The sequence below is a fragment of the Anabaena sp. AL93 genome, from assembly GCF_001672085.1.
Lineage (GTDB): Bacteria > Cyanobacteriota > Cyanobacteriia > Cyanobacteriales > Nostocaceae > Dolichospermum > Dolichospermum heterosporum.
The window spans coordinates 12,827-34,123 of sequence record NZ_LJOU01000017.1 but is presented as its reverse complement, the minus strand read 5'-3'; the positions used below and the strand labels follow the sequence as shown (position 1 = coordinate 34,123).

21 protein-coding genes and 1 pseudogene are annotated in these 21,297 nt (G+C 36.8%); all 22 read right to left on the bottom strand.

Annotation, left to right across the window (positions count from 1 at the left end; all coding sequences use genetic code 11):
• Window positions 1-302: 302 nt before the first annotated feature.
• Window positions 303-1,481 (bottom strand): glycosyltransferase family 4 protein, encoded by a 1,179-nt coding sequence (locus tag AN486_RS06410; protein WP_290599692.1) that lies wholly within the window; start codon window positions 1,479-1,481, stop codon window positions 303-305.
• Window positions 1,481-2,953 carry a hypothetical protein gene (locus AN486_RS06405; RefSeq protein ID WP_290599691.1) on the bottom strand — a complete coding sequence of 491 codons (1,473 nt, stop codon included), beginning with the start codon at window positions 2,951-2,953 and terminating at the stop codon, window positions 1,481-1,483. The genes AN486_RS06410 and AN486_RS06405 overlap by 1 nt, the downstream gene beginning before the upstream one ends.
• A gap of 6 nt (window positions 2,954-2,959) precedes the next feature.
• Window positions 2,960-4,270, bottom strand: coding sequence for a hypothetical protein (locus AN486_RS06400; RefSeq protein ID WP_290599690.1), 1,311 nt, complete (start codon window positions 4,268-4,270; stop codon window positions 2,960-2,962).
• 90 nt (window positions 4,271-4,360) lie between these two features.
• Window positions 4,361-5,380, bottom strand: a complete 1,020-nt coding sequence (locus AN486_RS06395; RefSeq protein WP_290599689.1) for an acyltransferase — start codon at window positions 5,378-5,380, stop codon at window positions 4,361-4,363.
• A 24-nt stretch (window positions 5,381-5,404) separates the two neighbouring features.
• Window positions 5,405-5,542, bottom strand: coding sequence for a hypothetical protein (locus AN486_RS06390; RefSeq protein WP_290599688.1), 138 nt, complete (start codon window positions 5,540-5,542; stop codon window positions 5,405-5,407).
• 276 nt (window positions 5,543-5,818) lie between these two features.
• The gene (locus AN486_RS06385) at window positions 5,819-6,652 is read right to left on the bottom strand and encodes an FkbM family methyltransferase (RefSeq protein ID WP_290599687.1); all 834 of its coding nucleotides are present in this window, start codon (window positions 6,650-6,652) and stop codon (window positions 5,819-5,821) included.
• Window positions 6,653-6,673: 21 nt separating this feature from the next.
• On the bottom strand, window positions 6,674-7,801 hold the full coding sequence (locus AN486_RS06380) for a glycosyltransferase (protein WP_290599686.1): 1,128 nt from the start codon (window positions 7,799-7,801) through the stop codon (window positions 6,674-6,676).
• A 153-nt stretch (window positions 7,802-7,954) separates the two neighbouring features.
• Window positions 7,955-8,353, bottom strand: coding sequence for a hypothetical protein (locus tag AN486_RS06375; protein ID WP_290599685.1), 399 nt, complete (start codon window positions 8,351-8,353; stop codon window positions 7,955-7,957).
• A 40-nt stretch (window positions 8,354-8,393) separates the two neighbouring features.
• Window positions 8,394-8,543: a hypothetical protein gene (locus AN486_RS06370; RefSeq protein WP_290599684.1), complete on the bottom strand. Its 150-nt coding sequence runs from the start codon at window positions 8,541-8,543 to the stop codon at window positions 8,394-8,396.
• Between the two features lie 135 nt (window positions 8,544-8,678).
• Window positions 8,679-9,656 (bottom strand): glycosyltransferase, encoded by a 978-nt coding sequence (locus tag AN486_RS06365; RefSeq protein WP_290599683.1) that lies wholly within the window; start codon window positions 9,654-9,656, stop codon window positions 8,679-8,681.
• Entirely contained in the window at window positions 9,653-10,462 is an 810-nt protein-coding gene (locus AN486_RS06360; RefSeq protein WP_290599682.1) for an FkbM family methyltransferase, read from the bottom strand. The genes AN486_RS06365 and AN486_RS06360 overlap by 4 nt, the downstream gene beginning before the upstream one ends.
• A gap of 23 nt (window positions 10,463-10,485) precedes the next feature.
• Window positions 10,486-11,709 carry a hypothetical protein gene (locus AN486_RS06355; RefSeq protein ID WP_290599681.1) on the bottom strand — a complete coding sequence of 408 codons (1,224 nt, stop codon included), beginning with the start codon at window positions 11,707-11,709 and terminating at the stop codon, window positions 10,486-10,488.
• A 26-nt stretch (window positions 11,710-11,735) separates the two neighbouring features.
• The gene (locus tag AN486_RS06350) at window positions 11,736-12,785 is read right to left on the bottom strand and encodes a hypothetical protein (protein WP_290599680.1); all 1,050 of its coding nucleotides are present in this window, start codon (window positions 12,783-12,785) and stop codon (window positions 11,736-11,738) included.
• Window positions 12,786-12,943: 158 nt separating this feature from the next.
• Window positions 12,944-13,996: a pseudaminic acid synthase gene (gene pseI, locus AN486_RS06345; RefSeq protein ID WP_290599679.1), complete on the bottom strand. Its 1,053-nt coding sequence runs from the start codon at window positions 13,994-13,996 to the stop codon at window positions 12,944-12,946.
• Between the two features lie 82 nt (window positions 13,997-14,078).
• Window positions 14,079-14,633: a UDP-4-amino-4,6-dideoxy-N-acetyl-beta-L-altrosamine N-acetyltransferase gene (gene pseH / locus AN486_RS06340; RefSeq protein WP_290599678.1), complete on the bottom strand. Its 555-nt coding sequence runs from the start codon at window positions 14,631-14,633 to the stop codon at window positions 14,079-14,081.
• Between the two features lie 508 nt (window positions 14,634-15,141).
• Window positions 15,142-16,053, bottom strand: coding sequence for a DUF2887 domain-containing protein (locus tag AN486_RS06335; RefSeq protein ID WP_290599677.1), 912 nt, complete (start codon window positions 16,051-16,053; stop codon window positions 15,142-15,144).
• Between the two features lie 231 nt (window positions 16,054-16,284).
• Window positions 16,285-17,322, bottom strand: coding sequence for a UDP-2,4-diacetamido-2,4,6-trideoxy-beta-L-altropyranose hydrolase (gene pseG, locus AN486_RS06330; RefSeq protein WP_290599676.1), 1,038 nt, complete (start codon window positions 17,320-17,322; stop codon window positions 16,285-16,287).
• Window positions 17,319-18,083, bottom strand: a complete 765-nt coding sequence (gene hisF, locus AN486_RS06325; protein ID WP_290599675.1) for an imidazole glycerol phosphate synthase subunit HisF — start codon at window positions 18,081-18,083, stop codon at window positions 17,319-17,321. The genes pseG and hisF overlap by 4 nt, the downstream gene beginning before the upstream one ends.
• Window positions 18,077-18,700, bottom strand: coding sequence for an imidazole glycerol phosphate synthase subunit HisH (hisH, locus tag AN486_RS06320; protein ID WP_290599674.1), 624 nt, complete (start codon window positions 18,698-18,700; stop codon window positions 18,077-18,079). Before hisH ends, hisF begins: the two co-directional genes overlap by 7 nt.
• A gap of 73 nt (window positions 18,701-18,773) precedes the next feature.
• Window positions 18,774-18,956: pseudogene (locus AN486_RS26640) on the bottom strand (SPASM domain-containing protein); the annotation flags it as partial.
• Between the two features lie 563 nt (window positions 18,957-19,519).
• Window positions 19,520-20,668, bottom strand: a complete 1,149-nt coding sequence (locus tag AN486_RS06315; protein ID WP_290599673.1) for an N-acetyl sugar amidotransferase — start codon at window positions 20,666-20,668, stop codon at window positions 19,520-19,522.
• A complete protein-coding gene (locus AN486_RS06310; protein WP_290599672.1) occupies window positions 20,661-21,296 on the bottom strand; it encodes a pseudaminic acid biosynthesis-associated methylase in 636 nt (211 codons plus the stop codon). Before AN486_RS06310 ends, AN486_RS06315 begins: the two co-directional genes overlap by 8 nt.
• Between the last annotated feature and the right edge of the window lies 1 nt (window position 21,297).

Below are 21,297 nucleotides of genomic sequence, written 5' to 3'. Positions count from 1 at the left end.
AATATAAGTAGTGAGACAGAATTAATTACACAATGTCATTGCGTAAGCGTGGCGTTAGCCATATGGAACGAAGTGAAATGAAGCAATCGCCAGGGTTGTGATTGCTTCCCTTCGCTCGCAATGACTGCTTCCCTTCGCTCGCAATGACTGTAAATATTTTTTTCCAATTACTTAGATAATATTTATTTATTGGTGTTGCTGAGTAAAAGTATGATTTTATTTCACGCAGAGGTGATCCAGGCGCAGAGAGTAAGAGTTTGAGAGATGGAATTTTCGACTTTCATACCCCAATTCACCAACGCCTATTTCTTACATATCGCTGCCAAGGCTTCCTTTAAGCCTGCAATTATGCTACCATAACAGTAATCCCTGACAATGATTTTACTTTCTTCTCCCCATTGTTTCAAGCGATAATGATCAGCCATAGCCTCTTTAAGACTAGCAGTAAGAGCCTCTACATTTCCTGCCTCAAAAATCAAGCCATTCTGCATGGGTTTAACTAAATCAGCCGCACAACCAACATGACTGCTAACAATTACAGGACATCCCATACACATCGCTTCATTAATTGCCAACCCCCATGTTTCACCACTACCATAGCTAGGCAAAACAAAGACATCACAACTAGCATAAGTACGCGGCATTAGGGATTGGTTTTGAAATGGAGCAAAGTAAATTTGATCATTATGCTTAGACAAATCTCGCATTTCTGCGTCTAAATTTCCAGACCCAACTAATAGCAGAGACACTGATTTTAATTGTGCATTAATAAAAGCCTGAATTAAATCCAAAGGACGCTTTTTATGTTCAAATTTGCCAGCAAAAAGGATTACCTGATTTTGGGGAGGGATACCTAATTCTTGTTTCCAAGTTTTCGCTTGACTAGATGCCTCATTAGTCATGGCAGAAAACCGGTGATTATCAATAGCATGGGGAGCGAAGAATAATTTACTCTCTAAGACAGAATGATATTTAAAGTATTCATAATTGGCTTTGCCAACATATAAACAAGCATCAAAATTTTGGAAAATTTTGGTAATAAATAGCTTTTTAAGCTGACTTTTAAAATTATTTTTTGTCTGAATTCGATGGGAATCACCACGAAATATTATGGGAATATTTATATTCCTCATTTGCCAAAGAAACCTATAAATACTTGCGTAGTTATAGGAGACTGTCAGGAATATAGCATTTGGTTTAAATGCTAAAACTTGCTGAGTCAGGCTGGGATTTTGCAAGCCAAAGATATGATGAGTGCCTCGATTTTTACTAATGTTAGGCACAAATTCAAAATCATAGCCATCTAGTAATGGAATATCCCATTTTAATGATTGCTTAAATCCTGGATCAATCTGATTTGTAATGCCAAAATCCCATAAATAGAATACTTTAATATTAAAATTACAGTCTTCAGCCAGACACCGAAAAAGTGGCGCGTAATACTGAATTGGATGAGATGCAATAATTGCTAAATTTGTCATTAATTTTCTATAGCTTCTATTTTTTGAACTTTGGTAAAGAAAAATAAGAATATAAATAATGTTACTAATGATTGAAATAAAGCAGCTACATAAACCCCTGCTGTAAATTCTGTTTGAAATGCATAACTAAAAAATAAAATTGACAATAAATAACGGTCGCTAAATACAGGAGCATTTATGCTAATTAGTCCTATGTATCCATAGACAGTGCCACAAATACAAGCCAGTAAACCACAACCCAAGAGACCAAAATTTGCATATGCTTCTGCTAATAATCCCCATCCAATAGTTGTAGTTAATGTATCTTCACGAGTTTGTATACCATAATAGACGTTGAGGATAGTTGTTCCTTCATGGCTAATTATCTTATTAGGGTTAAAGATTCGAGGGATAAGTAATTGAGGAATAATACTATAGGTAGAACCATAAAGTAGTGGCTGTCCAAGTTTTGTTGATGACTGGGTTAATAATAGCTGTTGAATAACACTAGAGCGTTCAATAATTGACTGACCAGAGTTACCAGATTCTTCTTTTTGAGAAAATAAACCTTTAAGTCCGAAATCAAACCATTCTCCAAATATAGCTGGATATTGCCAAGGTTGAATAGCAATTGTTTGATGCCAGTATAACTGTCTCATAGAAGCTTTGCCTGTATGTAGTACGGCAAATAAGCTAAATATAATTACAGCAAAAATCACTGGGAATTTATTTTTACCTATAGAGTAACTAATAATTGCGATTAAAAATAAGGATAGGGAACCAACTAATAAAAAACCAATAGCACTGCTAATTATATTTGCAGTTAACAAGACAAGGTACAAAATTTTGTTAATTTGAGATAATTTACCTTTACCAAATCTATAAGACATTGCGAAAGTAGCGATGGCTGATAAAGCTAGTATTGCACCTCGAATTATAGGAAACGTCCCTCTATCCAAATATAACGAAATATACGGAATAAATATAGTAAATAAATTTGATATAAATAAAACTCCTAGAAAAATATTCTCACCTTTGTGGATTCCTATGGTTCTATAGTAAGCCTTTGGCTGTGGAAACCTTTTAACAAATTGATACCAAATTAAGGTCGACAATAAAAGAAACCCAGTAACAGTCATACTTGCAAAGAATCTCTCTGAATTACTATATTTAAATACTCCAGGATTTTTTAAAAGTAAAGGCAGGGCGGAAGTCCAGAGATAAGTGACAGAAAAAATTGGGAAAATTGGTACACCAAATGCCTTACCCGCACACCAAAGATAAACTGAAAGTAGGGACGCTGCTGAAATCGCTAGACATCCAAATACATCTTCGATGAGAATTGTTTCATTAAAATAAACTTTGGAAAATACGAATGTAGTATAAGCGATGATTGTAATCCAGAAAAATGGCAATAGCTGACGTTGACTTTTACGGAGATTTATCTTGGCTTGTAGATTATTTTGGGTTAGCGCTGGTAATTGTTCAAGCATAAATATTTAAGAAGATATATATCGATCAAAAACATGGCACAGATAGCGGGTCATTTCTTTGGCTGTATAGGGTTTGAAAGCCTGCCAATCTGTCGCAGAAGTATAGTTTTGAGACTGAGATAGTAACCAGTTAATTTTATCTATTAGCGGGTCTACAAGGTTTGTTGTAACAGTGTCACTGAATGTCACTACTTGTCCTGCTTGACAACTTTCCAGTAAATTGACTACGAAGCTTTGTTCATGTAGAATTGCTAAGATGGGCTTCTGAGCAAGGATACATGGATAAACTTTAGATGCTGAATAGCCTGGATCATCAGATCCAATTATTAAAATGGCATGACTATCTTTTAAAACTTGCAAAGCTTCAAAGTAAGGGATACGTTGTGGATATTCAGTTATTATATCGTCTAAATTATAGAATTCGGAGATCGCCTCTATCTCCTTATTGTTGTCAAAAATTGAATATTTTGTCCCAACAAAATGAATTTTAATTTTTTGCCAAATTTCGGGATTGTGCTGACGATGTTTTTGAATTGCTAAGAAAAGGACATTCAGGCTCAAAGCCATATCTTCACCACCTCTACCCACATAAACCCAATGTTGATAACCATCATTGGGATCAAATATTTTCTGTTGGCTATTCAGTTTGGGTAATATTTCAAAATCTTTCTCAGGTGCGCCGAAGGGGAGAACAGTAAACTGCTCTTCCTTGAGCCAGGAATATCGCTGCATTAATACTTTGGGATATTCTGGCGAAACACTGGTTATATGACAGGCTTTAGCCAAGGTAAAGGGTTCTAAAATCTTAGCAAAAGATTGAGCGGCTGCATATTTTAGTTTGCCACCGGGGGGTGTGTTTTGAGTGCGATCATAATAATCACTTAACCAAGGATCTTGAAAGTCTAAAATATAAGGAATTTTATATTTCTCTAGCCAGTAGCGACCAAGGGGCATGGTCAAAAAAACTGTATTTGAGAAATAAACTAAATCAAAATAATTTTTTTCAAAATATTTAGCTGTTGCTTTTATCAAAAAAGGTATGGATCTAAAAGCTAAATTCCCAAGTTTTAATTTTCTAGATAGTTTCGGAGAAATAGCTGATGATCGAATAATTTCAATGTTTGCTGGAACCGTCAAATTTAGGTTGGGATCATATATTCCTTCGATAAAATCTGGTTCGATACATAGAACAGTTACATCCCATCCAAATTCTTCAAAATATGGCAGTGCCATTCTAATACGCTGGTGATCAGCGGCGTTAATTGGTGGGAAATGGGGGCTAACAATAAGAACTCGATGAATCAAGGCTTTTTTCACAAGAATGAGGCTCTCAATAATTTTGAATCAGGGTTTTCATAAAAATAACCGAAAAACCAAACAAGTTCGGTCATCGCTAATGTAATAAACTTATTTTATAAAACGTTTCTTTAAAAAGATTAACATTGGTAACTCAACATATAAGTATGTGATTATTCCTGAAGCAACCACAAGCGCAAACAAAATATTTGATGCCCAAAATCCACCTATCAATTCATCCACTCTGAGATGTTTCATGAATTTTGACAAAGCCGAAAGAGCTGGTCCGTGGGTTAAATATACTGAATATGATGCTTCTCCTAGTAGTATCATACCAGATATAGTACATGGCGGTTTAATTATACTTGTACCTTGTACAAGGTACTCATAGTTGAGATCCTTATTTATATGCCATGTATCAAGAAATACAAGGCATAAAATTAAAATCGTTGAAACTATTCCATATATCAATACATGAATACCAGTTAATAAATTAAAAATTTGAATATTATAGTATTGAGAAAAACCGGACAATGCTATGATAAAAAAACAAAAAAAGACCGTTATTTTTATGGCTTTAATAGACATTTTAGACATTGTTTCAAATTTAGTTTTATTTGCAATTATTATTTTCGCAGCTATACATCCGAGTATAAATTCTATATTTTGAGGATGTATCAATACTCTAATAAGAGGATCTGATATATCAACTTTAATTAAAGTAAAATTGTTCAAAATAAGCAAACTAATAATAGTTAACCAAATAATAAGTATTGTTTTTGAAACAAAATTCGGCTTTAACAAAATAATCAAACCAAAAATAATGTAAAATAGCATTTCATGAATTAATGTCCATGCAGAAACTAGAATTGGCGATCTATAATTAGGTATCAGCAATAACGAGCCAATAATAACATTAAAATTTAGTTCATCTCCTTGTCCAAATGAGGGGATAATTGCATAAACAGGCATAATACTTAAGGTTACTATCCAGTAAATTGGATAAATTCTAATAATCCTTTTTTTTAGAAAGTTAGCAAATTTCAAAGAGTCACCAATCAAATGGTAATTTGAATAGAAAATAATAAATCCACTCAGCACGAAAAATATATCTACACCACAGTTACCCATGTAAAAATACTTAAATAGGTAATTTTAATTAAATACTTTTTCTGCTACGGCAGTTCCATGAGCAAGAATCACAAGTAGTGCAGCAATTCCTCTTAAGATTTGTAGTGAATTTAATTTATTTGAGTTTTCTCTTAAAGTATTCATTTTATGCAAACTAATCATTAGTCATTATTGAAGTGAAAGAATATTTAGGGCTTGCTAAATAAAGCTAAAACCATTTATTAATAAGGGTTTCGCGGATTTTTATCCCAAAAAAGTGCAAGGTTTTGGCTGATGGTGTCTCAAAATAGGTGCATTTTTCCTTGTCGGATTTGGAAAATTGAGGATATCGAGATAGTTGAAACTGTTCCCAGTTAAGAGTTAAGAGTTCCCTGCCCTCACAGACAACTTTTTCAGCAAACTCTACTTACAACTATGTCATCTTTATATTGCTGATTATTAAGGAAATTTAGCAATCAAATGGCACACTTCAGGATCGGATTGAGGATTAGGAGCAAAACCAGTTTCCAGTACAGAAACTTGATAACCTAACTCTCTGAGTATAGAAGTACAATCATTTGCTAACAAAGGAGAATGTGCTTCAATCAACAGTAGGGGATGATACTTACAAAGCATTTCCCTTGCACCTTTGAGAACTTGAACTTCTGCGCCTTCTACATCAATTTTGATTACTTGTGGAGTCGGAATTGCTTCTTCACTGACTAGACTATCCAATTTACGGATAGGAACTGTTAACAAGTCAGATCCTTTAACCTCAGCTTGAAAAGAACTATTTTCTAGTTTTCCCATACTCGCTTCTGGCATCACATAAAATTCCACAAAACCATCCTCTTCTCCGACTGCTATGGACTCTAATCTTAGAGGAAGCTGAGGGTTAACTTCTGCTAATCGGCGAAGTTGACTAATGTTTGCTGGTAGCGGTTCAAAAGTAATGACCAATTTAGCGCCCGCTAAGGCAAAAACACTACTAAAAAAGCCTCGATAACCGCCAATATCATAGCAAATATCTCCTGGCTGCACTGAATTGGCAAGAACTAGCGCGAAATCTGGTTCATAAGTACCGGACCAAATAGCCTTATCTTCGGGAAGCTTAACGGGATATTTTAACCCTTTGGCTGGACCTGCATTAATTAGATGAATAAATTCTTGCCCTGCTAAAAATTTAGCAAAAAACCAGCGTTGTAAATTAGATATAATCGGAATGTGTTTAATCCATCCACGAAATTGCCAAGGTAAAAAATTGACGCTGTACTGTATTATTTTATTATTCATAATTATTTGTCGCGTTAGAATTTAAGTCTCTGAAAATAATGAAGAGCGAACCTTCTTAGCAACATCAAATAATGTTGGTGATGAACTGGCGATAATACGAATCTCCTTTTGTGCAGCTTGAGCTACTTCCAGAGTCAACATATCTAAAGCAAGTTTTGCCAATAACTCTGGCGTTTCAGCTATAGGTAAACTTCCAGAAGCCCAACTATAGCCTCGACAACCTGCTGAAGTGGTGACTATAGGTATTTGCCAACCTATCGCTATGGCTAATTTTGTACTACACCCTCTGGCATAACAAAAAATCGGATGAATAAAACAATTCCAAGTGCTTGCCTCTTTCTTGAGATTTTCATCAGATAAATTTCCTAGATATTCTACTATTGGAAACCTTTGGGCAATTTTTTCTGCATCTCTTTTAGGACTCCCAACTAGTCTGAACCGAACATTAGAAGGTGCTATTTTCTGAAATGCTTCAAGAAACAGAATCAACCCTTCTGAATTTGGTGGGTGATCAACAGTCCCAACAAAACCAAGTCGTTGATTATTAGGAGTCCAATCTAGGGGGGATTCTATAATTGTTCTCGGTAGCCAGGTTACTTTTTTTGCTCCTAGCCACCGTTCAATCTCTGCCTCAAAAGAAGCAAGGCAAAAAACAAAATCTATAAATTTTCGCTGTTTACACTCTGCTATGAGTTGCTGAGCAAGCTTATAGGTATCAGAACTATTTGTTTGACTAAAAGCATCACCTTCACCTTTTGCGCGGATTTCATGAAGAAAATCAACACTGGCTAATCCATGAGAGAGGAGAATAATTCTGTAGTTATTGCTGAGATAAGACCGCAACTGTTCAGCTAAAGGAGCTAAATCAACAACATTTAGAAATATAAACCTTGTGTCGCTATTTTGAAGTCTGGTAAGTACATCATGTAATAAATTTGGCGGTAAAGCGTATTTGTAGGGTTTAGAGAAAACTTTTCTAAATAAACGAGTTAAACACCGTTGATCCCAATCGTACTCTATAATTGATAGCTCAAAGCCAGCATGCCGCAGCACATTCAAATATTCTTGTGTACAGATTTGTTGTCCACCAGAAATTCCATTAAGTGAAGAACTACTTGAGATAAATATGGCTTTTGTTAAAATGGTCATGTTAGTATTTTAAATCGTTCTGGTTCCAATTTGATATTTGTGTAAGGATATAAATTCCATGGCTAATTCATGACGTTTTCCCGATTGCGGCTCAAAATTTAGCAAGAAAAAATACTTGTTTTTAAGTGTGTTAGGATTCCTACCTTTTGTTTATTATTGTGAAGACATTAGAATGAGTCTAGCTAAAATCGAGCCGCTTGGGGGAAGAGGATATTCATTTAAATCTATCGTTACAGTTTTTTCTTGGAGCTTCAGAAACCGCCAAACAGTACCAGTTGTTACCACTCCATAAACACTCTTAATAGCATTTTGACGCTCTTTATTAAATTTCCAAGCAGCAACCATTTCAGCCATACACTGACCTAATCCTCCTTTAAGATTTTCTTTTTTTGCTTCTACCACCATTGTAACAGGGGCTGTAACATATAGCTGCTCAGGGGATTGGCTGAAAATATAGTCACAAACTCCATTTAAAACCATTTCCACATCAACGTTAAATTCCTCGCCAGAGAAAAATCCAATATTCGGTAAAGCTTCTTTAACTGCAAGCAAGACGGGACAGATAATCAATTCGGAGCGAGCTTTTTCAGTATTAAGGGCGATCGCGCTTGACTAATTCTGGATCAGACCAAAATCCTCCGACTGTGACATCATAACCAGCATTTGCCAATGTTTCAGCTTCTTTTTGGGAACGGGGTAAATTACAAATATGTCCACTTGTGAGAATCAGGATTTTTACCATTTTTACCAAGTTGTTTTAATTCAGTATCTATGATATATAGGGATTTTCAACGACTGAGAATTTCCCCAACAACTAATTTGAGATTTCAAAATTAGTGATTATATCACTGTTTTCTGTAGGCGATCGCTTGCCAGTTTATTGCTGACTAAATAAAATATCAAGATAATTTTGAGCGCATTTTTCCAAAGTGAGATTTTCTAAAATATAATCACGAGGAGCAAAGTCTTCAGAATTCAGCTTATCCTCAAATTCCGCTAACTTAGCGGGAAACTCACTTATATTTTTGAACTTTACACCACAGCGATCGCTCCAGTATGGAACTGAACTAACAGGTTCAAACTTAACTTGATGAGGAAAGTAAGCAGGATCTTGCCAGAAACCACCCCGATCCCATGCCAGAATAGGCACACCGCAGGAAAGAGCCTGCTGGTAAGCAATTCCTTGGGTTTCATGTTCACAAAGGAAAATCATGGCTTTACAACGGTCAAGAAGAGACCGAAATTCTTCTTCTTTGTAGAAACCATAGCGAATAGTGGCCACAGTAAAACCTTGAGATTGCAAACAAGAATGGATAGGGTTAATCAATTCTTGTTCATAATGTTCATGATCCCATCGCACCTTATCATATAGTAAGAAGTCAATATCTTTATCCTTTCTAGATGCAGGTATCCATTCATCGGTAGCAATACCAACTGGCCAAGCAATCACGCGATCGCCATAATAAGGTTCACACATTTGCCGCATCCATTCCCCTGGAACTAGTATTTTGCGAATGGGTAAGCGATCAAATAAATTCGGGTCGTCGTCAGGGTGAGCAAAAACGGCTGCACCAAATAGAATAGGATTTTGCCATTTTATTTTATCTAGTAAATGGGGCTTCCCAACAATGCAAGCTACCTCGTCGGCATGGCGTTGAATATATTGATAGTCGTTAACTCTATAAGCTATGCCTAGTCTTTCTAATCCTGCACAGAGGTTTAGAAAAACTCTTGTTTGTCCTCCTGGTCTTGGCTTACCTCGGACAATACGGCGAATTATTTTGCGCGGATAGCGATCAAAAGGGAGCCAGCGATCGGGATCTGGTTCTTCGTAGAAAAGATGAAGTGGTTTCATGCACTCTCCTCTACTCGCAGCAATAACCATGTTCCAGGCAATAACTGAGGTGAGGAAAATCCCCATGATTTAGCCAGATATTGAAGATCAGCTTCGCCATAACCTTCATGGCACTCAATACAAATAGCATCGACAAGAGATAACCAATCACAATTATCTTTCAGAAGAACGGCTTCATAGCCTTCAATGTCTATTTTGAGAAGAGAAATTCTATTCCAACCTAATTTCTGTAATAAGGTGGGAATACTAAGTGCTTCGACCTGAATAGTTTTACCCGTCAACTTTTTCCCGTATTCAATACCCGCAACTTTGTGTCCGTAATCGTTAGCATCTAATTCCATCTCTAAAAAACCATCCGTTACCGCGATCGCAGATTGGAACACTTGAGCTTGAATATTATTTAGTTCAAGATTTTTACAAAGAAGCTCAACATTACCAGGTATTGGCTCAACACAAGCAATTTCGGCAGATGGATATTGACGTGCAAAAAAGATAGCTGTAAACCCTGCATTAGCACCTAAGTCTAAAATAGTTTTAGGTTGGAATGGTAATGGAAGATTGTAGTAACAGTGATCGAATACTTCGCTAAAGATGAAGGCATCAGAGCCACCATTGTCACGAACAGAAAGTGTGATTTTATCAATAGGTGATGCGTATTGAAAATTAATCTGATGCCGACCTGTTGAGAAAGGTTTTACAAGTGGCTTATTACTATAGAGCCAAATTAATCGGCTCCAGCGATCTCCCCAAGTTGGATTGACCTTTATACTGTGGTTAATGTTATTTAGTAAGGCAATTGGATTCATAAATTTAATTAACTCGATCGGTATTAGATTAATTCAGCATATAACTCTAAACTCACAAGAAAATCATCGAACATGATTTTTCTATCAGTCGTAGAATAGACTAGCGGCTTAAGACGACTCACTCCAACAAAAATAGGAACTTTCTTAATGTTAAATACAGTTCTTATAACACTTGTCCATCCAGCAATACAAACACAGAAATGCAAAAAAGGGAGCATCAATTCTATCGGCATTCCTTCATAACCAATTAACATCTTAAACTGAATGCAAGGGAATATTTGCTGTAAACTCTGACTAATATATTCATATATTTCTTGTGGATGACGTGGATGAGCTTTGATAAGTATAGTATTGATTGATTGACGCTGCAATATGATTTCTATCAAGTCTTTATAACTCATTATTTCTTCGGCTAAATATTGATCTCCCAAATTACCTAAAAGCAATAGAGCAGTATTATCTTTCTCTCCTTTAGAAACTAAGTTTTGCAACTCTTGATATCGATTCATAGGCAATTTTTGGGCTATAGCACGTAAAATGTTTTCTTCAAGTTGCGAACTACAATCAATTATTGGTGATCCCATGGGAGGTGACTCATTTAAAGTTAAGATTTCGTCCCAGCGCAGTTGATCAGATGAAATAGGATCAGCAAATAATATCTCTCTTATCCTAGACCTCAATAATAACTCAGTCGAATTTACATATTGTCCTGCATACTTTTGTCTTATTGTACAATCATACTTAGACTGTAAATCCGAAGCATGAGGATACAGAATTTTGCGCGCTTTAGGAAGAAGTCGCCAAAATAGACGACACACCGCAAAATCTGGGTACTCGAGCCATAATTCGTCAACAGTAAACTTTCCTAGACTACTAGAACCAATAGAGTCAGACAATAAATACATATTTTCTGCTGCGGCAATTACTCCCTGAACAATTTTGCAATCATTCTCATTCATTTTTCGACGCATCAAGGGAGAGGGAAATATAGTTTCTGGAAAGTGATAACTAAGCATACTTCGCAAACCCGTAAACCAGATGATGTTCAACCAAGGATACATATCTGCGAGTTCGCGTAAGCTGTTTTGATAATCATCATGTCCAGAATGACTCGCAAAATCACCACTTATCGCCAAAACAGTTTTCGATATTTCTTCTACCTTTAAATGCTGCAAACAGAGAATGGCAGATAAAAGACTATTTGGAGTGGTTGTTACAATTAAGCGATTTTTATATTTAAAAGACATGACTTTTATAATCCAATAAGGGTTGTTTAAACAACATCAAGACCCTCCATCATTTCCTTAAACTGCTTAAATTCAACACTTTCTTCTGAGAAGAAGTTAAAATTATCTTCTAAAATTTCATTGATCACTAAACTTCGAGCCACACCTAATCGACTCACGATTGGAAGAGCACCACACGGACCAGCTAGGACAATATCAGCAGGGATTAAATGCCAAAGAATATCTAAATTCAATCGACAATTGAAAAAACTGACTTCAATTGGTAAATCGCGGCTTAATTCTTCAACAAGTTCCAACGGCAATTTAGTGGAGCCAATCGGATGAGGTTTTATCACAAGCTGATGACCAGAGAAAAGCTCTGATTTTTCCTGAAATATTCGATTGATGGCATTGCGATAAACCTCTTTATTTTCTAAACTAGAAATAGGAAATAAAAGTAATAGAATCCAAGGCTTTTTTTGGGGAGAAGAAACTGACTGAATTTTAGCCTCTATCTCTGACCGTAAATACTGAGATAAGGAGCTATAAATTTCCTTCATATTTTCAAGTGTGATTGTTTGAGACATATCAACACTGGAATCAGACCATGAGCTGGGACGGTTGAAGGTATAGGCACGGTCAAAAATCAACCCAGTTTCTGTATCATAACTAATACCACTAATGAGCTTGTTGATTTTCCAGAGAATTCTTCGTGGTATGGTAGTAAGAAGCTTCCTTTGTTCTAACCTTGCTGCCCGATCAAATTTATTTGCAGATAGCTCCAAATCAAATGCATGAGGGATTTTTACATGAGTGGCAGTAGGAAACATACCATGTAAAAACATCATTGGGAAATGAATAGGTTCATCAGTCCAAATTTCAACTTTAGGGCTATCTTTCAGATGGGCGAGTAATAATTTTTTCAGTTTTTGAGAATCATGTCTATGTCTTAACCAAAATTGAAACGGCCAGCCTATTACTCCTGCTGTTCGATGAGTAGGAATTTTAAAATTCTCTAACCGATAGATTGCCGCAAAAGGATAACTTTCTGCAACAGCTTGCATGAGTTTTGCACCTTCTTCAGCGGCAGCACCCATGAAATAGGTATCCCAGAGTAGTACATCTTGACAATCCGCTTTTGGTTGATGCCGAAGAATATGAATAAGAGGTAGCAATTGTGTAGTTGAGACAGCGGCACAAATGCGTACTGAGTTCTTAGATTGATGATTTGTCAACATTAAAGAGTAGTAGTTATTTAAACGATTAATTCCCAACTAACTGGTGTACCTTTTTCGGTGTTCTGTTTGATTGATTTGCCTAGAAATTGACTATAATATTTAGGAGCTAATCCACAACCCGGTCTAATGGCGCGAAGATTGTCAGGGGTAAGAATATCTCCAGCCTTCATATCCTCAGCAACATAAAGAGATCGGCGAAATAGCAATGATTTCTCCTCGGCAGCAGTGCGTCCATAATAGATGCCACCCATAGCTTGCCATGCTCGTTCAGTTTCTAGCACCAACTGCTTCATTTCCTCCGGTTCCATCGAAAAAGCCGAATCCACACCACCATCAGATCGATCAAGTGTAAAGTGTTTCTCAATTACAGTAGCACTTAATGCCACACTAGCGACGGCTACCCCGATACCCAAGGTATGATCGGACAAGCCAACCTGGACATTGAATAAATCTCGCAAGTGGGGGATGGTGAGTAAATTTGAATCGGCTGGAGTGGAGGGGTAGCTACTCGTACATTTAAGCAAGACTAAATCTTGACAGCCAGCTTCTCTTGCTGCCGTGACAGTTTCATCTAATTCGGCGATCGCTGCCATACCGGTGGAAATGATGATAGGCTTTCCTGTACTGGCAACTTTGCGAATTAGTGGTAAATCGGTGTTTTCAAAGGAGGCTATTTTATAAAAGGGAACATCTAGGGATTCTAGGAAATCTACTGCGGTAAAGTCAAAGGGTGTGCTAAACCCGATGATACCTAATTCCCGGCAGCGATCGAATATTGGTTTATGCCATTCCCAAGGGGTATATGCTTGTTGATAAAGTTCAAACAAGGATTTACCATACCACAAGCTTTTAGGATCATTAATAAAAAACTCGTCTCGTTCTAAGTCGAGGGTCATGGTATCTGCTGTATAAGTTTGGATTTTGAGGGCGTGAACTCCTGTTTTGGCAGCTATTTCGACAATTTCCAAGGCTCTTTCTAAGGATTGGTTATGATTGCCTGACATTTCGGCAATGATAAATGGGGGATGATTGCTACCAATTTTTCTATCTTGAATCTCTATTGTCTTCATGATCACTCTGCTATCTGAGATAAGTTATTGATGTATTAGTTTACATCTGACTACAAAAACTACAACATAATTATTAATCACATTATTTATTCCTAAATACGATTTTAGCTATATCATTTTTATTATGTAACCAATTTTCTTGAAATAAGGCTAAACAAATAACATCTTGATATTCAAGATTCTTATAGATGTGTTTTTTAAAACATCCTTCTTCTTGGAAGGAGAGTCTTTTATGGAGTTTTAAAGACTTATTATTAAAACTTAAAACTTCACTACAAACTTTTCTAATATCAACAATTTCAAAAATATATTCCATACTAATAAAACTTAAAGCACCTCCACTACCTAAAGGAGTTGCAGTTTCCCCCAAATAAAATCCCCAGTAACACTTATTATTATTTTTATCTATATTTGTAAAGTTAACCAACCCAATAGGATGATTTTGAAATTCACAGATTAAATAGTCAACGGTTGGCTCATCTTTTATTTTTTTAAACCAAGTTTGATGTTCTTCAAGACTGATAATATGATCTGTATACATATTAGCTCTGACTCTCTCTGAATTACGCCAACTTAATACCATTTCCAAATCAGATTCTTGTAAAGGTCTTAGTTGATAGTCTTCACGTTTAGCCATATTAAATAATCCCTTTGATTATATTTCCTGATTTAACACTTCTGCCCAAATCATCTAAGAGGTGAACGCAGATAAACGCAGATGAACGCGGATAATTTTTGTCAGAATCAGGATATCCAGGATTTGAGGATGTACTGGATGTAATTGCTCATTTGTTTGTTGGTGGTTAATGTTGTAATTGTCTTAATCAGAATAAACAAAATAATCCCCAAATTTCCACCAACAATTATTAAATAACATCCTGTAAATCCTTTAATCCTGGTTATCCTGATTCTGACAAAAAAACTCTAGATGTACAGGATGTAATTGCTCATTTGTTTGTTGGTTAATGTTGTAATTGTCTTAATCAGAATTTTTCAACCACCCTCTAGCGTAATGATTGTGAATTCAATTGAGTTGTTCCATGTATATAGCAACCATATTTGATTTGCAGACCGTGAGGGTTTCAGATCCCCGACTTCTCGAAGAAGTCGGGGATCTCTGTATCGTTAAGGCAGATACTTATAAATTAACTTAATTCAGTATATTTTTGTAGCCAGTCATCCAAATCATCAATACCCTGAAAATCCAACAACGCTTCTCCTAAGTCCTCCAACTGTGATACAGGAAAACTCTTGATTTGTGAACATTGGCTCTCTGGTAATTCCCCCAGTCGTCGTCTTAGTTGACGAATAACTAAATTAGCCTCACCTTCCTGAAGACCCTTTTGGCGACCTTCCTGAAGACCTTTCTGAAGACCTTCCTGAAGACCCTTTTGGCGACCTTCCTGAAGACCTTCGACAATAATCTCTTGGTAAAAACGGGATTGGGTAATATCCACAATTTCTAGGTCTAGCATATTCATGATGATCTCCTTCGTTAACTCAGGGAACTTATTAGCCAGTATAGTCTCGATTAAACTCAATCGCCTTTGAAACTCGCCTGTTGTGTCGGCTTCCTGCAATAGCTTTCTACCAATTACGGCACTTTTGTCTTTTTCTGTCACCAACAACTGCAAAAGCATCAAATTCGGGGTTAGTTCTTGCTGGTCTCGCAGATCACTCAAATATAGCTGAGTCACCCGTTTTTCCAATAATTCTGTGTAGGGAACTTCCCAGCCTAATCCTTGATTGCGATCGCGTAAAATCAACAGTCCCCGCCAGTCTTGTTTAACTGTATATTGATTAATATAGACAAACAATTGGGAAAAATACCGTCCATAGAATCCTGCATCGGACTGCATTTGTGCCTCAGCAAACACCATCGGTATCATCGGGTTATTTGATACTGGCGTAAAGACTCCATCCAGTCGAAACTCTTTCTCCTTAACAACAGGAGCATTATAAATGAACTCCCAGTTTTCTTCAATTCCTGGCATCAATTCTGCCAGCATCCCTGGTTGCGACAAAAATAATTTGTAAAACCATTTATCGGTTTTCATAGTAATTATACTCAATACGGCTTAATTATTTGATGCTCTGGGTGGGGGTAAAGCAAGAACATATATGTTTTGCGATCGCTAAGTAGTGAGACAGAATTAATTACACAATGTCATTGCCAATGGAAAGAAGTGAAGCAATCGCCAGGGTTGCGATTGCTTCCCTTCGGTCGCAATGACTGTAAATATTTTTGTCCAATTACTTATATGTTTTGCGATCGCTAGTTTGACTCACTAAGCTAACATACTGACCATCGCTGAGACAACGCGCTTTGCACCATTGCCATCTACTAACTGCTGTCCTTTTTTACTCATGGTTTCCCGATGGGGGCGATCGCCAATTAAGTCTTGTATTGCTAAACTCAAACCCTCAATAGTTACATTCTGATGCCAACCCAGATTAATAATTACACCTTGTCGATCTAATTTTGCCGTAATGTCTTTTTGATTATCCGCTACTGTGATTACAAGACTAGGCAAGCCCATAAATGCTAATTCCCAATTAGTTGAGCCACCTGCGGCGATCGCTATGTCTGCCCAAGCCATCAACTCAGGCATATTAGTGACATTTTGTTGTAAAGTAATTAATATTCTGGATTTTGCAACTTCAGCCTGTAATTTTTCGTAGTGCGGGTTGCTACCACCGACAACAACAATAACTTCTAAATTATCACTGTTTACTAGTTGTAAAGCTTGAATGACTTTAAGTGTGACATTATCAGGATCGCTACCACCTAGAGTAACTAATATTTTAGAAGCGACCAAATTTATTTTTCTGTGCCATTGCAGCCATTGACAAAACTCTTTTCTGAGTAAAGTATAGTCTGTACCTAATAATAATTTGGTATAAGGTTCTCGATTAATATATAAATCTTGATGAGCGGAAATATTTTGGTTTAAAACTAAATCAGAATAGTAACAGTTAGAATGACCATAATCATCGAAAAATAATAGGCTATTACCAAAATCTTTAATAGCTTTCTGATATTCTGCCCCGAAATGATAACCATCCACAACTACCCATTTTGGAGCAAATTGATAGGCAAAATCTACAGTTTGATGTGCATCTTCGTCGCTACCAACCTCAACTGATAAATGCAAAATCAGCATTTGCTCTGACAGTAATCTAGCTTCTAATGCAGGAGATTTATTTGATAAAACAAATATGGCTCGCCCTCCTTGATCTTGCCATGCCTGCGCTAACGCCAAGCAACGCATAATATGTCCTGTGCCAATCTGAGCAGAAGCATCAGCCCGAATTAAAATATTCATCTTAAACTCTGACGTACAGGAATTCCTGCCGCACTCATAGCAGATTTTGCACCAGATGGGGTTTGCTCTGTAAAATGAAAAATACTGGCGGCGGCAACAGCAGACGCACCTGCTTGTTTAACAGCGTCAATCATGTGCTGATAATTACCAGCCCCTCCAGAAGCAATAACTGGGATATTAATAGCAGATGCAACCATCTCTATTAGTTCCAAGTCATATCCCTGCATTGTTCCATCGCGATCAATTGATGTTAAAAGAATCTCACCTGCACCGCGATCAGCCAATTCTTTAGCCCAAGCAACAGGTTCACATTGAGAAATGCGCGTTCCTGAATGACTTAAACAAATAAAGCGATCATCTAATCGACGGACATCTATACTTGCAACAATACATTGCACACCAAATTGATATGCTGCCTCATTAACCAGATTAGGATTGTCGAAAAGCACTGAATTTAAAGATATCTTATCTGCCCCAGAATGTAATAAGGAGACAATTTGAGAGAGAGAAGTAATCCCTCCGCCAACTGTAAGTGGAACAAAGCATTCATCGGCAAAATCATTTAAAGAATTTTGATCTGGGCTATTCCCTTTTCGTGAAGCCATAATATCCACCAATATTAGTTCATCCACTTCCCGCGAGTTATAGACTTTAATCGCTGGAAGAACCGGACCAACCCTCCGCCAACTATCAAACGAAACTCCCTTAACTAAACCGAAGTCTTTCCACAGTAATGTAGGAATCACACGGACTTTCAACATGATGCAAACTCAATAAAATTCTTCAAGATTTGCTGGCCAGCCCTTGAGCTTTTTTCTGGATGAAATTGTGTACCGAATATATGATTTTTGCTAACCGCAGCCGTAATAGATATGTCATAGGCTGAAGTCGCTATGACACTATCTGGGTCATCTGCTACAAAGGCATAGCTATGAACAAAATAAAAGTCTATTGCTTGAGGTATGTCATTAAATAAAGGTGTGTCTTCTTGGTAACTCACTTCGTTCCAACCAACATGAGGTATACGTAAACTGCATCCTAACTGGTCAATTCGGAGAACTTTACCTGAAATAAAATTGAGTCCTTTGTTAAGTCCATTTTCTTCACTTGAACTAGAGAGCATTTGCATACCAAGGCAAATACCAAGAAGTGGTTTACCTTGTTCCATAACCTCTACTTGCAAGGATTCGATCCAACCTTCATCGGATAATTTTTTCATTCCTTCTCCAAAAGAGCCTACACCAGGAAGAATAATACAGTTAGCATCTAATAATTGTATTGGGCGTTCGGCAACAATGACATCTGCACCAAGATTTTCTAGGGAGCGTCGAACTGATCCCAAGTTTCCCATACCATAGTTAATGATGGCAATTTTCATACAAGCTTACTTTAAAAATATTATTGTCTTTAGCTGATTGCCAAACCAATCTAAACCTACATTTATTCAATAATCAGGTAAGTGGTTTTTTAAGAGTTAAATAAACTTTTGGCTTTACTACATTGCAGTTATCACAGAGTTTAACAAACATTTTTTGATCAATGCTCCGTCTCAAATACAAGTATTTATCATTATTCCAAATATTCTCTAAACTATCTTGTTTGACATTACCCAATTTCTCTTTATGCCTTCGATAAGGATGGCAAAGGTTTCGGAAGGCATTATTCCCCTTTGCATCTTGATAGTCTCAGTAGGACAGTGAGAGCAGGGGAAACGCATCTAAATCTTATTGACAAAATACCATTTTAATGTATAAACCAATAAATCCATATTTATCGTTTGATTGATTTTTTCAGGACCATAGTGATGGACTAAAGTATTGTCAATAAGTGGTCGTTAATGCGAATATTTTGGTCATTATTGAGATTGAATCACCCTTATTGATAAGATGCGTTTCCCCTGACAGTGAGAGCAGCTAAGATTACAAGAACCCGCTGGCTCAATACGAATTACTTTAGGAAAGGGACGAATGTATTTGTCTAACATAGAAGTAGAAGATTTATTTTCTGATTTGATGCAATCTGAGAGTGTAAAATTTTAATAGAGATGACTAAGTACAGGACAAAAAATCAAAAATGGAACGGTAAAATGGACTAAATCCCTTCCTTTTCCAGCATGGATTATGAATCCCCATAAAAGCCTTGCTAGGAGAGCATTTTAAGCTTTCTGTCCTATACTTAGTAGAGATGATTAAGATAATCACAAATTATCGTTGTTCAATTTCTCAAGATTACCATGTTTGTCTTTAATCAAGATACCAGATTTATCGCGCTTAAAAATCTTTTTATTTGTGAAGCGATCGCAGATTTTAATAAATTCATCAACAGATAGGTCAAGTGGATCGAGAATATCTTTTAATGGCTTCCCAAGATAAGTCCATGGAAATTTTCCATCTCTAGCAATGACTATTTCCAAAGCATCTTGACGAGTAATCCTCTCCCGTCGTACATGTAAACAGGCAATATCGGTAGCGCGAGCAAATCCAAATTTCAAGAATTTGAAGTAGTCATGAATTCCAGTTTGATGATTGTCAAGGTTTTCATAATTCACCATTGATCCCTCAACTGCTTGATCAAAAGTTGTCAATCCATTAGCTTGAGCAATTAAGGCGTTTGAAAGTCCATCCCAAGGAATGTAATGACCGAGAAATAAGCCAGTAACTCCTACCCTTTGTAATTCTTCATCACTAGGATATTGGTAGGGTAATAAATGTTTTGGCTCGATCTCGTAAGTACTTGACAGATCACTAACGCGCAAACCTAGCAAACCGCCAAACTCTTCGAGCCACCTGCGAGTCAGAATATTATTTTCGGCAGCGGCGGCAGGGCCTCCGTATTCATTTTGAGAATTTTCCCCCCAAATAATCAGAGGTACATTAAACTGCACAGCAGCACGAACAGGAATTGTAAATATACCAACATGCTCTGGCCAAGAAATATCACCGACCTCGGTCAATCCAATGCGATTAAGTTTGGCGCGGACCAATGGATTCGGTGAAAATTCCATATAGTCAACACCGAGATGCTTAATATTCTCAATATTTTTTCTGCCGATCATAGATAGATCGCAAGTGGTAGATGTCACACACAAAGGATTCATGCCAAGTTGTAACATTCTTACTACTTGATATGTACTATCCTTCCCTCCACTGACAGGTACAATGCAGTCCCAATTACTTCCATTGCGTTGATATCGCTCCAAAATTGTTAGTAATTCTTGACGACGTAAATCCCAGTTTACTAATTTTCTATTTTCATAAGCCCGACAGGCATTACATACGCCTTCTTCGTCTAAATGAAGATCTGGTCTTGTGTAAGGCATTACACAGCGAGTACAGTATTTAAGCATTTTTATCTCTCTTTTCCATTAGAAACCAGTTGATATCGTCCTGCGGAAATGCTGGATCTCGATGATAAGCAAATCCGTAATCAATCAGCTTTAAATCTTTGTACATATCTAGCATCTCACCAGCAAAGTCACGCTTGAATAAGCGATCGCTATGACCACGATAGGGGATAGCAACTGGTGAGGGATTGTAATATTCACAAATGAGAATATTACGACTTGATGCTTCATATATTTTTTTGTAAGTGGCTACTAACTTCTCTGGATTGATATGAATTAGAACACCTTTAACTAGGACAATATCCGATTGCTTCTCTATAGGGTAGTCAAATATTGAGCCAGTGAATACGGACTTATCACCTATAAAGTTACTGACTTCTCGCGCTGCATCTTGATTAATCTCTACAGCACTCAAATCAATATTTGGGTATAGCAACTTAATAGCTCTTAAGTTCATACCAATATTAGCCCCGAATTCAACGCATGATGTTAAAAGTCCAGCTTTTGATAAGGTACGACTAAAAAACGACAAATTGGATGCAAGTAATTCTTGACTATTATTACGTTTGATATATTCTGTTCCAAAAACTCCAGCCCAAAAGTTCTCCTGCTCAGTTTGATATTCAGGCATG

What these genes read in the sequence shown, in the direction of transcription:
- AN486_RS06410 (WP_290599692.1), bottom strand. Translation starts at nt 1,481, where the DNA reads ATGACAAATTTAGCAATTATTGCATCTCATCCAATTCAGTATTACGCG.
- AN486_RS06405 (WP_290599691.1), bottom strand. Translation starts at nt 2,953, where the DNA reads ATGCTTGAACAATTACCAGCGCTAACCCAAAATAATCTACAAGCCAAG.
- AN486_RS06395 (WP_290599689.1), bottom strand. Translation starts at nt 5,380, where the DNA reads ATGGGTAACTGTGGTGTAGATATATTTTTCGTGCTGAGTGGATTTATT.
- AN486_RS06390 (WP_290599688.1), bottom strand. Translation starts at nt 5,542, where the DNA reads ATGATTAGTTTGCATAAAATGAATACTTTAAGAGAAAACTCAAATAAA.
- AN486_RS06385 (WP_290599687.1), bottom strand. Translation starts at nt 6,652, where the DNA reads ATGAATAATAAAATAATACAGTACAGCGTCAATTTTTTACCTTGGCAA.
- AN486_RS06380 (WP_290599686.1), bottom strand. Translation starts at nt 7,801, where the DNA reads ATGACCATTTTAACAAAAGCCATATTTATCTCAAGTAGTTCTTCACTT.
- AN486_RS06370 (WP_290599684.1), bottom strand. Translation starts at nt 8,543, where the DNA reads ATGGTAAAAATCCTGATTCTCACAAGTGGACATATTTGTAATTTACCC.
- AN486_RS06365 (WP_290599683.1), bottom strand. Translation starts at nt 9,656, where the DNA reads ATGAAACCACTTCATCTTTTCTACGAAGAACCAGATCCCGATCGCTGG.
- AN486_RS06360 (WP_290599682.1), bottom strand. Translation starts at nt 10,462, where the DNA reads ATGAATCCAATTGCCTTACTAAATAACATTAACCACAGTATAAAGGTC.
- AN486_RS06355 (WP_290599681.1), bottom strand. Translation starts at nt 11,709, where the DNA reads ATGTCTTTTAAATATAAAAATCGCTTAATTGTAACAACCACTCCAAAT.
- AN486_RS06350 (WP_290599680.1), bottom strand. Translation starts at nt 12,785, where the DNA reads ATGGGTGCTGCCGCTGAAGAAGGTGCAAAACTCATGCAAGCTGTTGCA.
- pseI (WP_290599679.1), bottom strand. Translation starts at nt 13,996, where the DNA reads ATGAAGACAATAGAGATTCAAGATAGAAAAATTGGTAGCAATCATCCC.
- pseH (WP_290599678.1), bottom strand. Translation starts at nt 14,633, where the DNA reads ATGGCTAAACGTGAAGACTATCAACTAAGACCTTTACAAGAATCTGAT.
- AN486_RS06335 (WP_290599677.1), bottom strand. Translation starts at nt 16,053, where the DNA reads ATGAAAACCGATAAATGGTTTTACAAATTATTTTTGTCGCAACCAGGG.
- pseG (WP_290599676.1), bottom strand. Translation starts at nt 17,322, where the DNA reads ATGAATATTTTAATTCGGGCTGATGCTTCTGCTCAGATTGGCACAGGA.
- hisF (WP_290599675.1), bottom strand. Translation starts at nt 18,083, where the DNA reads ATGTTGAAAGTCCGTGTGATTCCTACATTACTGTGGAAAGACTTCGGT.
- hisH (WP_290599674.1), bottom strand. Translation starts at nt 18,700, where the DNA reads ATGAAAATTGCCATCATTAACTATGGTATGGGAAACTTGGGATCAGTT.
- AN486_RS06315 (WP_290599673.1), bottom strand. Translation starts at nt 20,668, where the DNA reads ATGCTTAAATACTGTACTCGCTGTGTAATGCCTTACACAAGACCAGAT.
- AN486_RS06310 (WP_290599672.1), bottom strand. Translation starts at nt 21,296, where the DNA reads ATGCCTGAATATCAAACTGAGCAGGAGAACTTTTGGGCTGGAGTTTTT.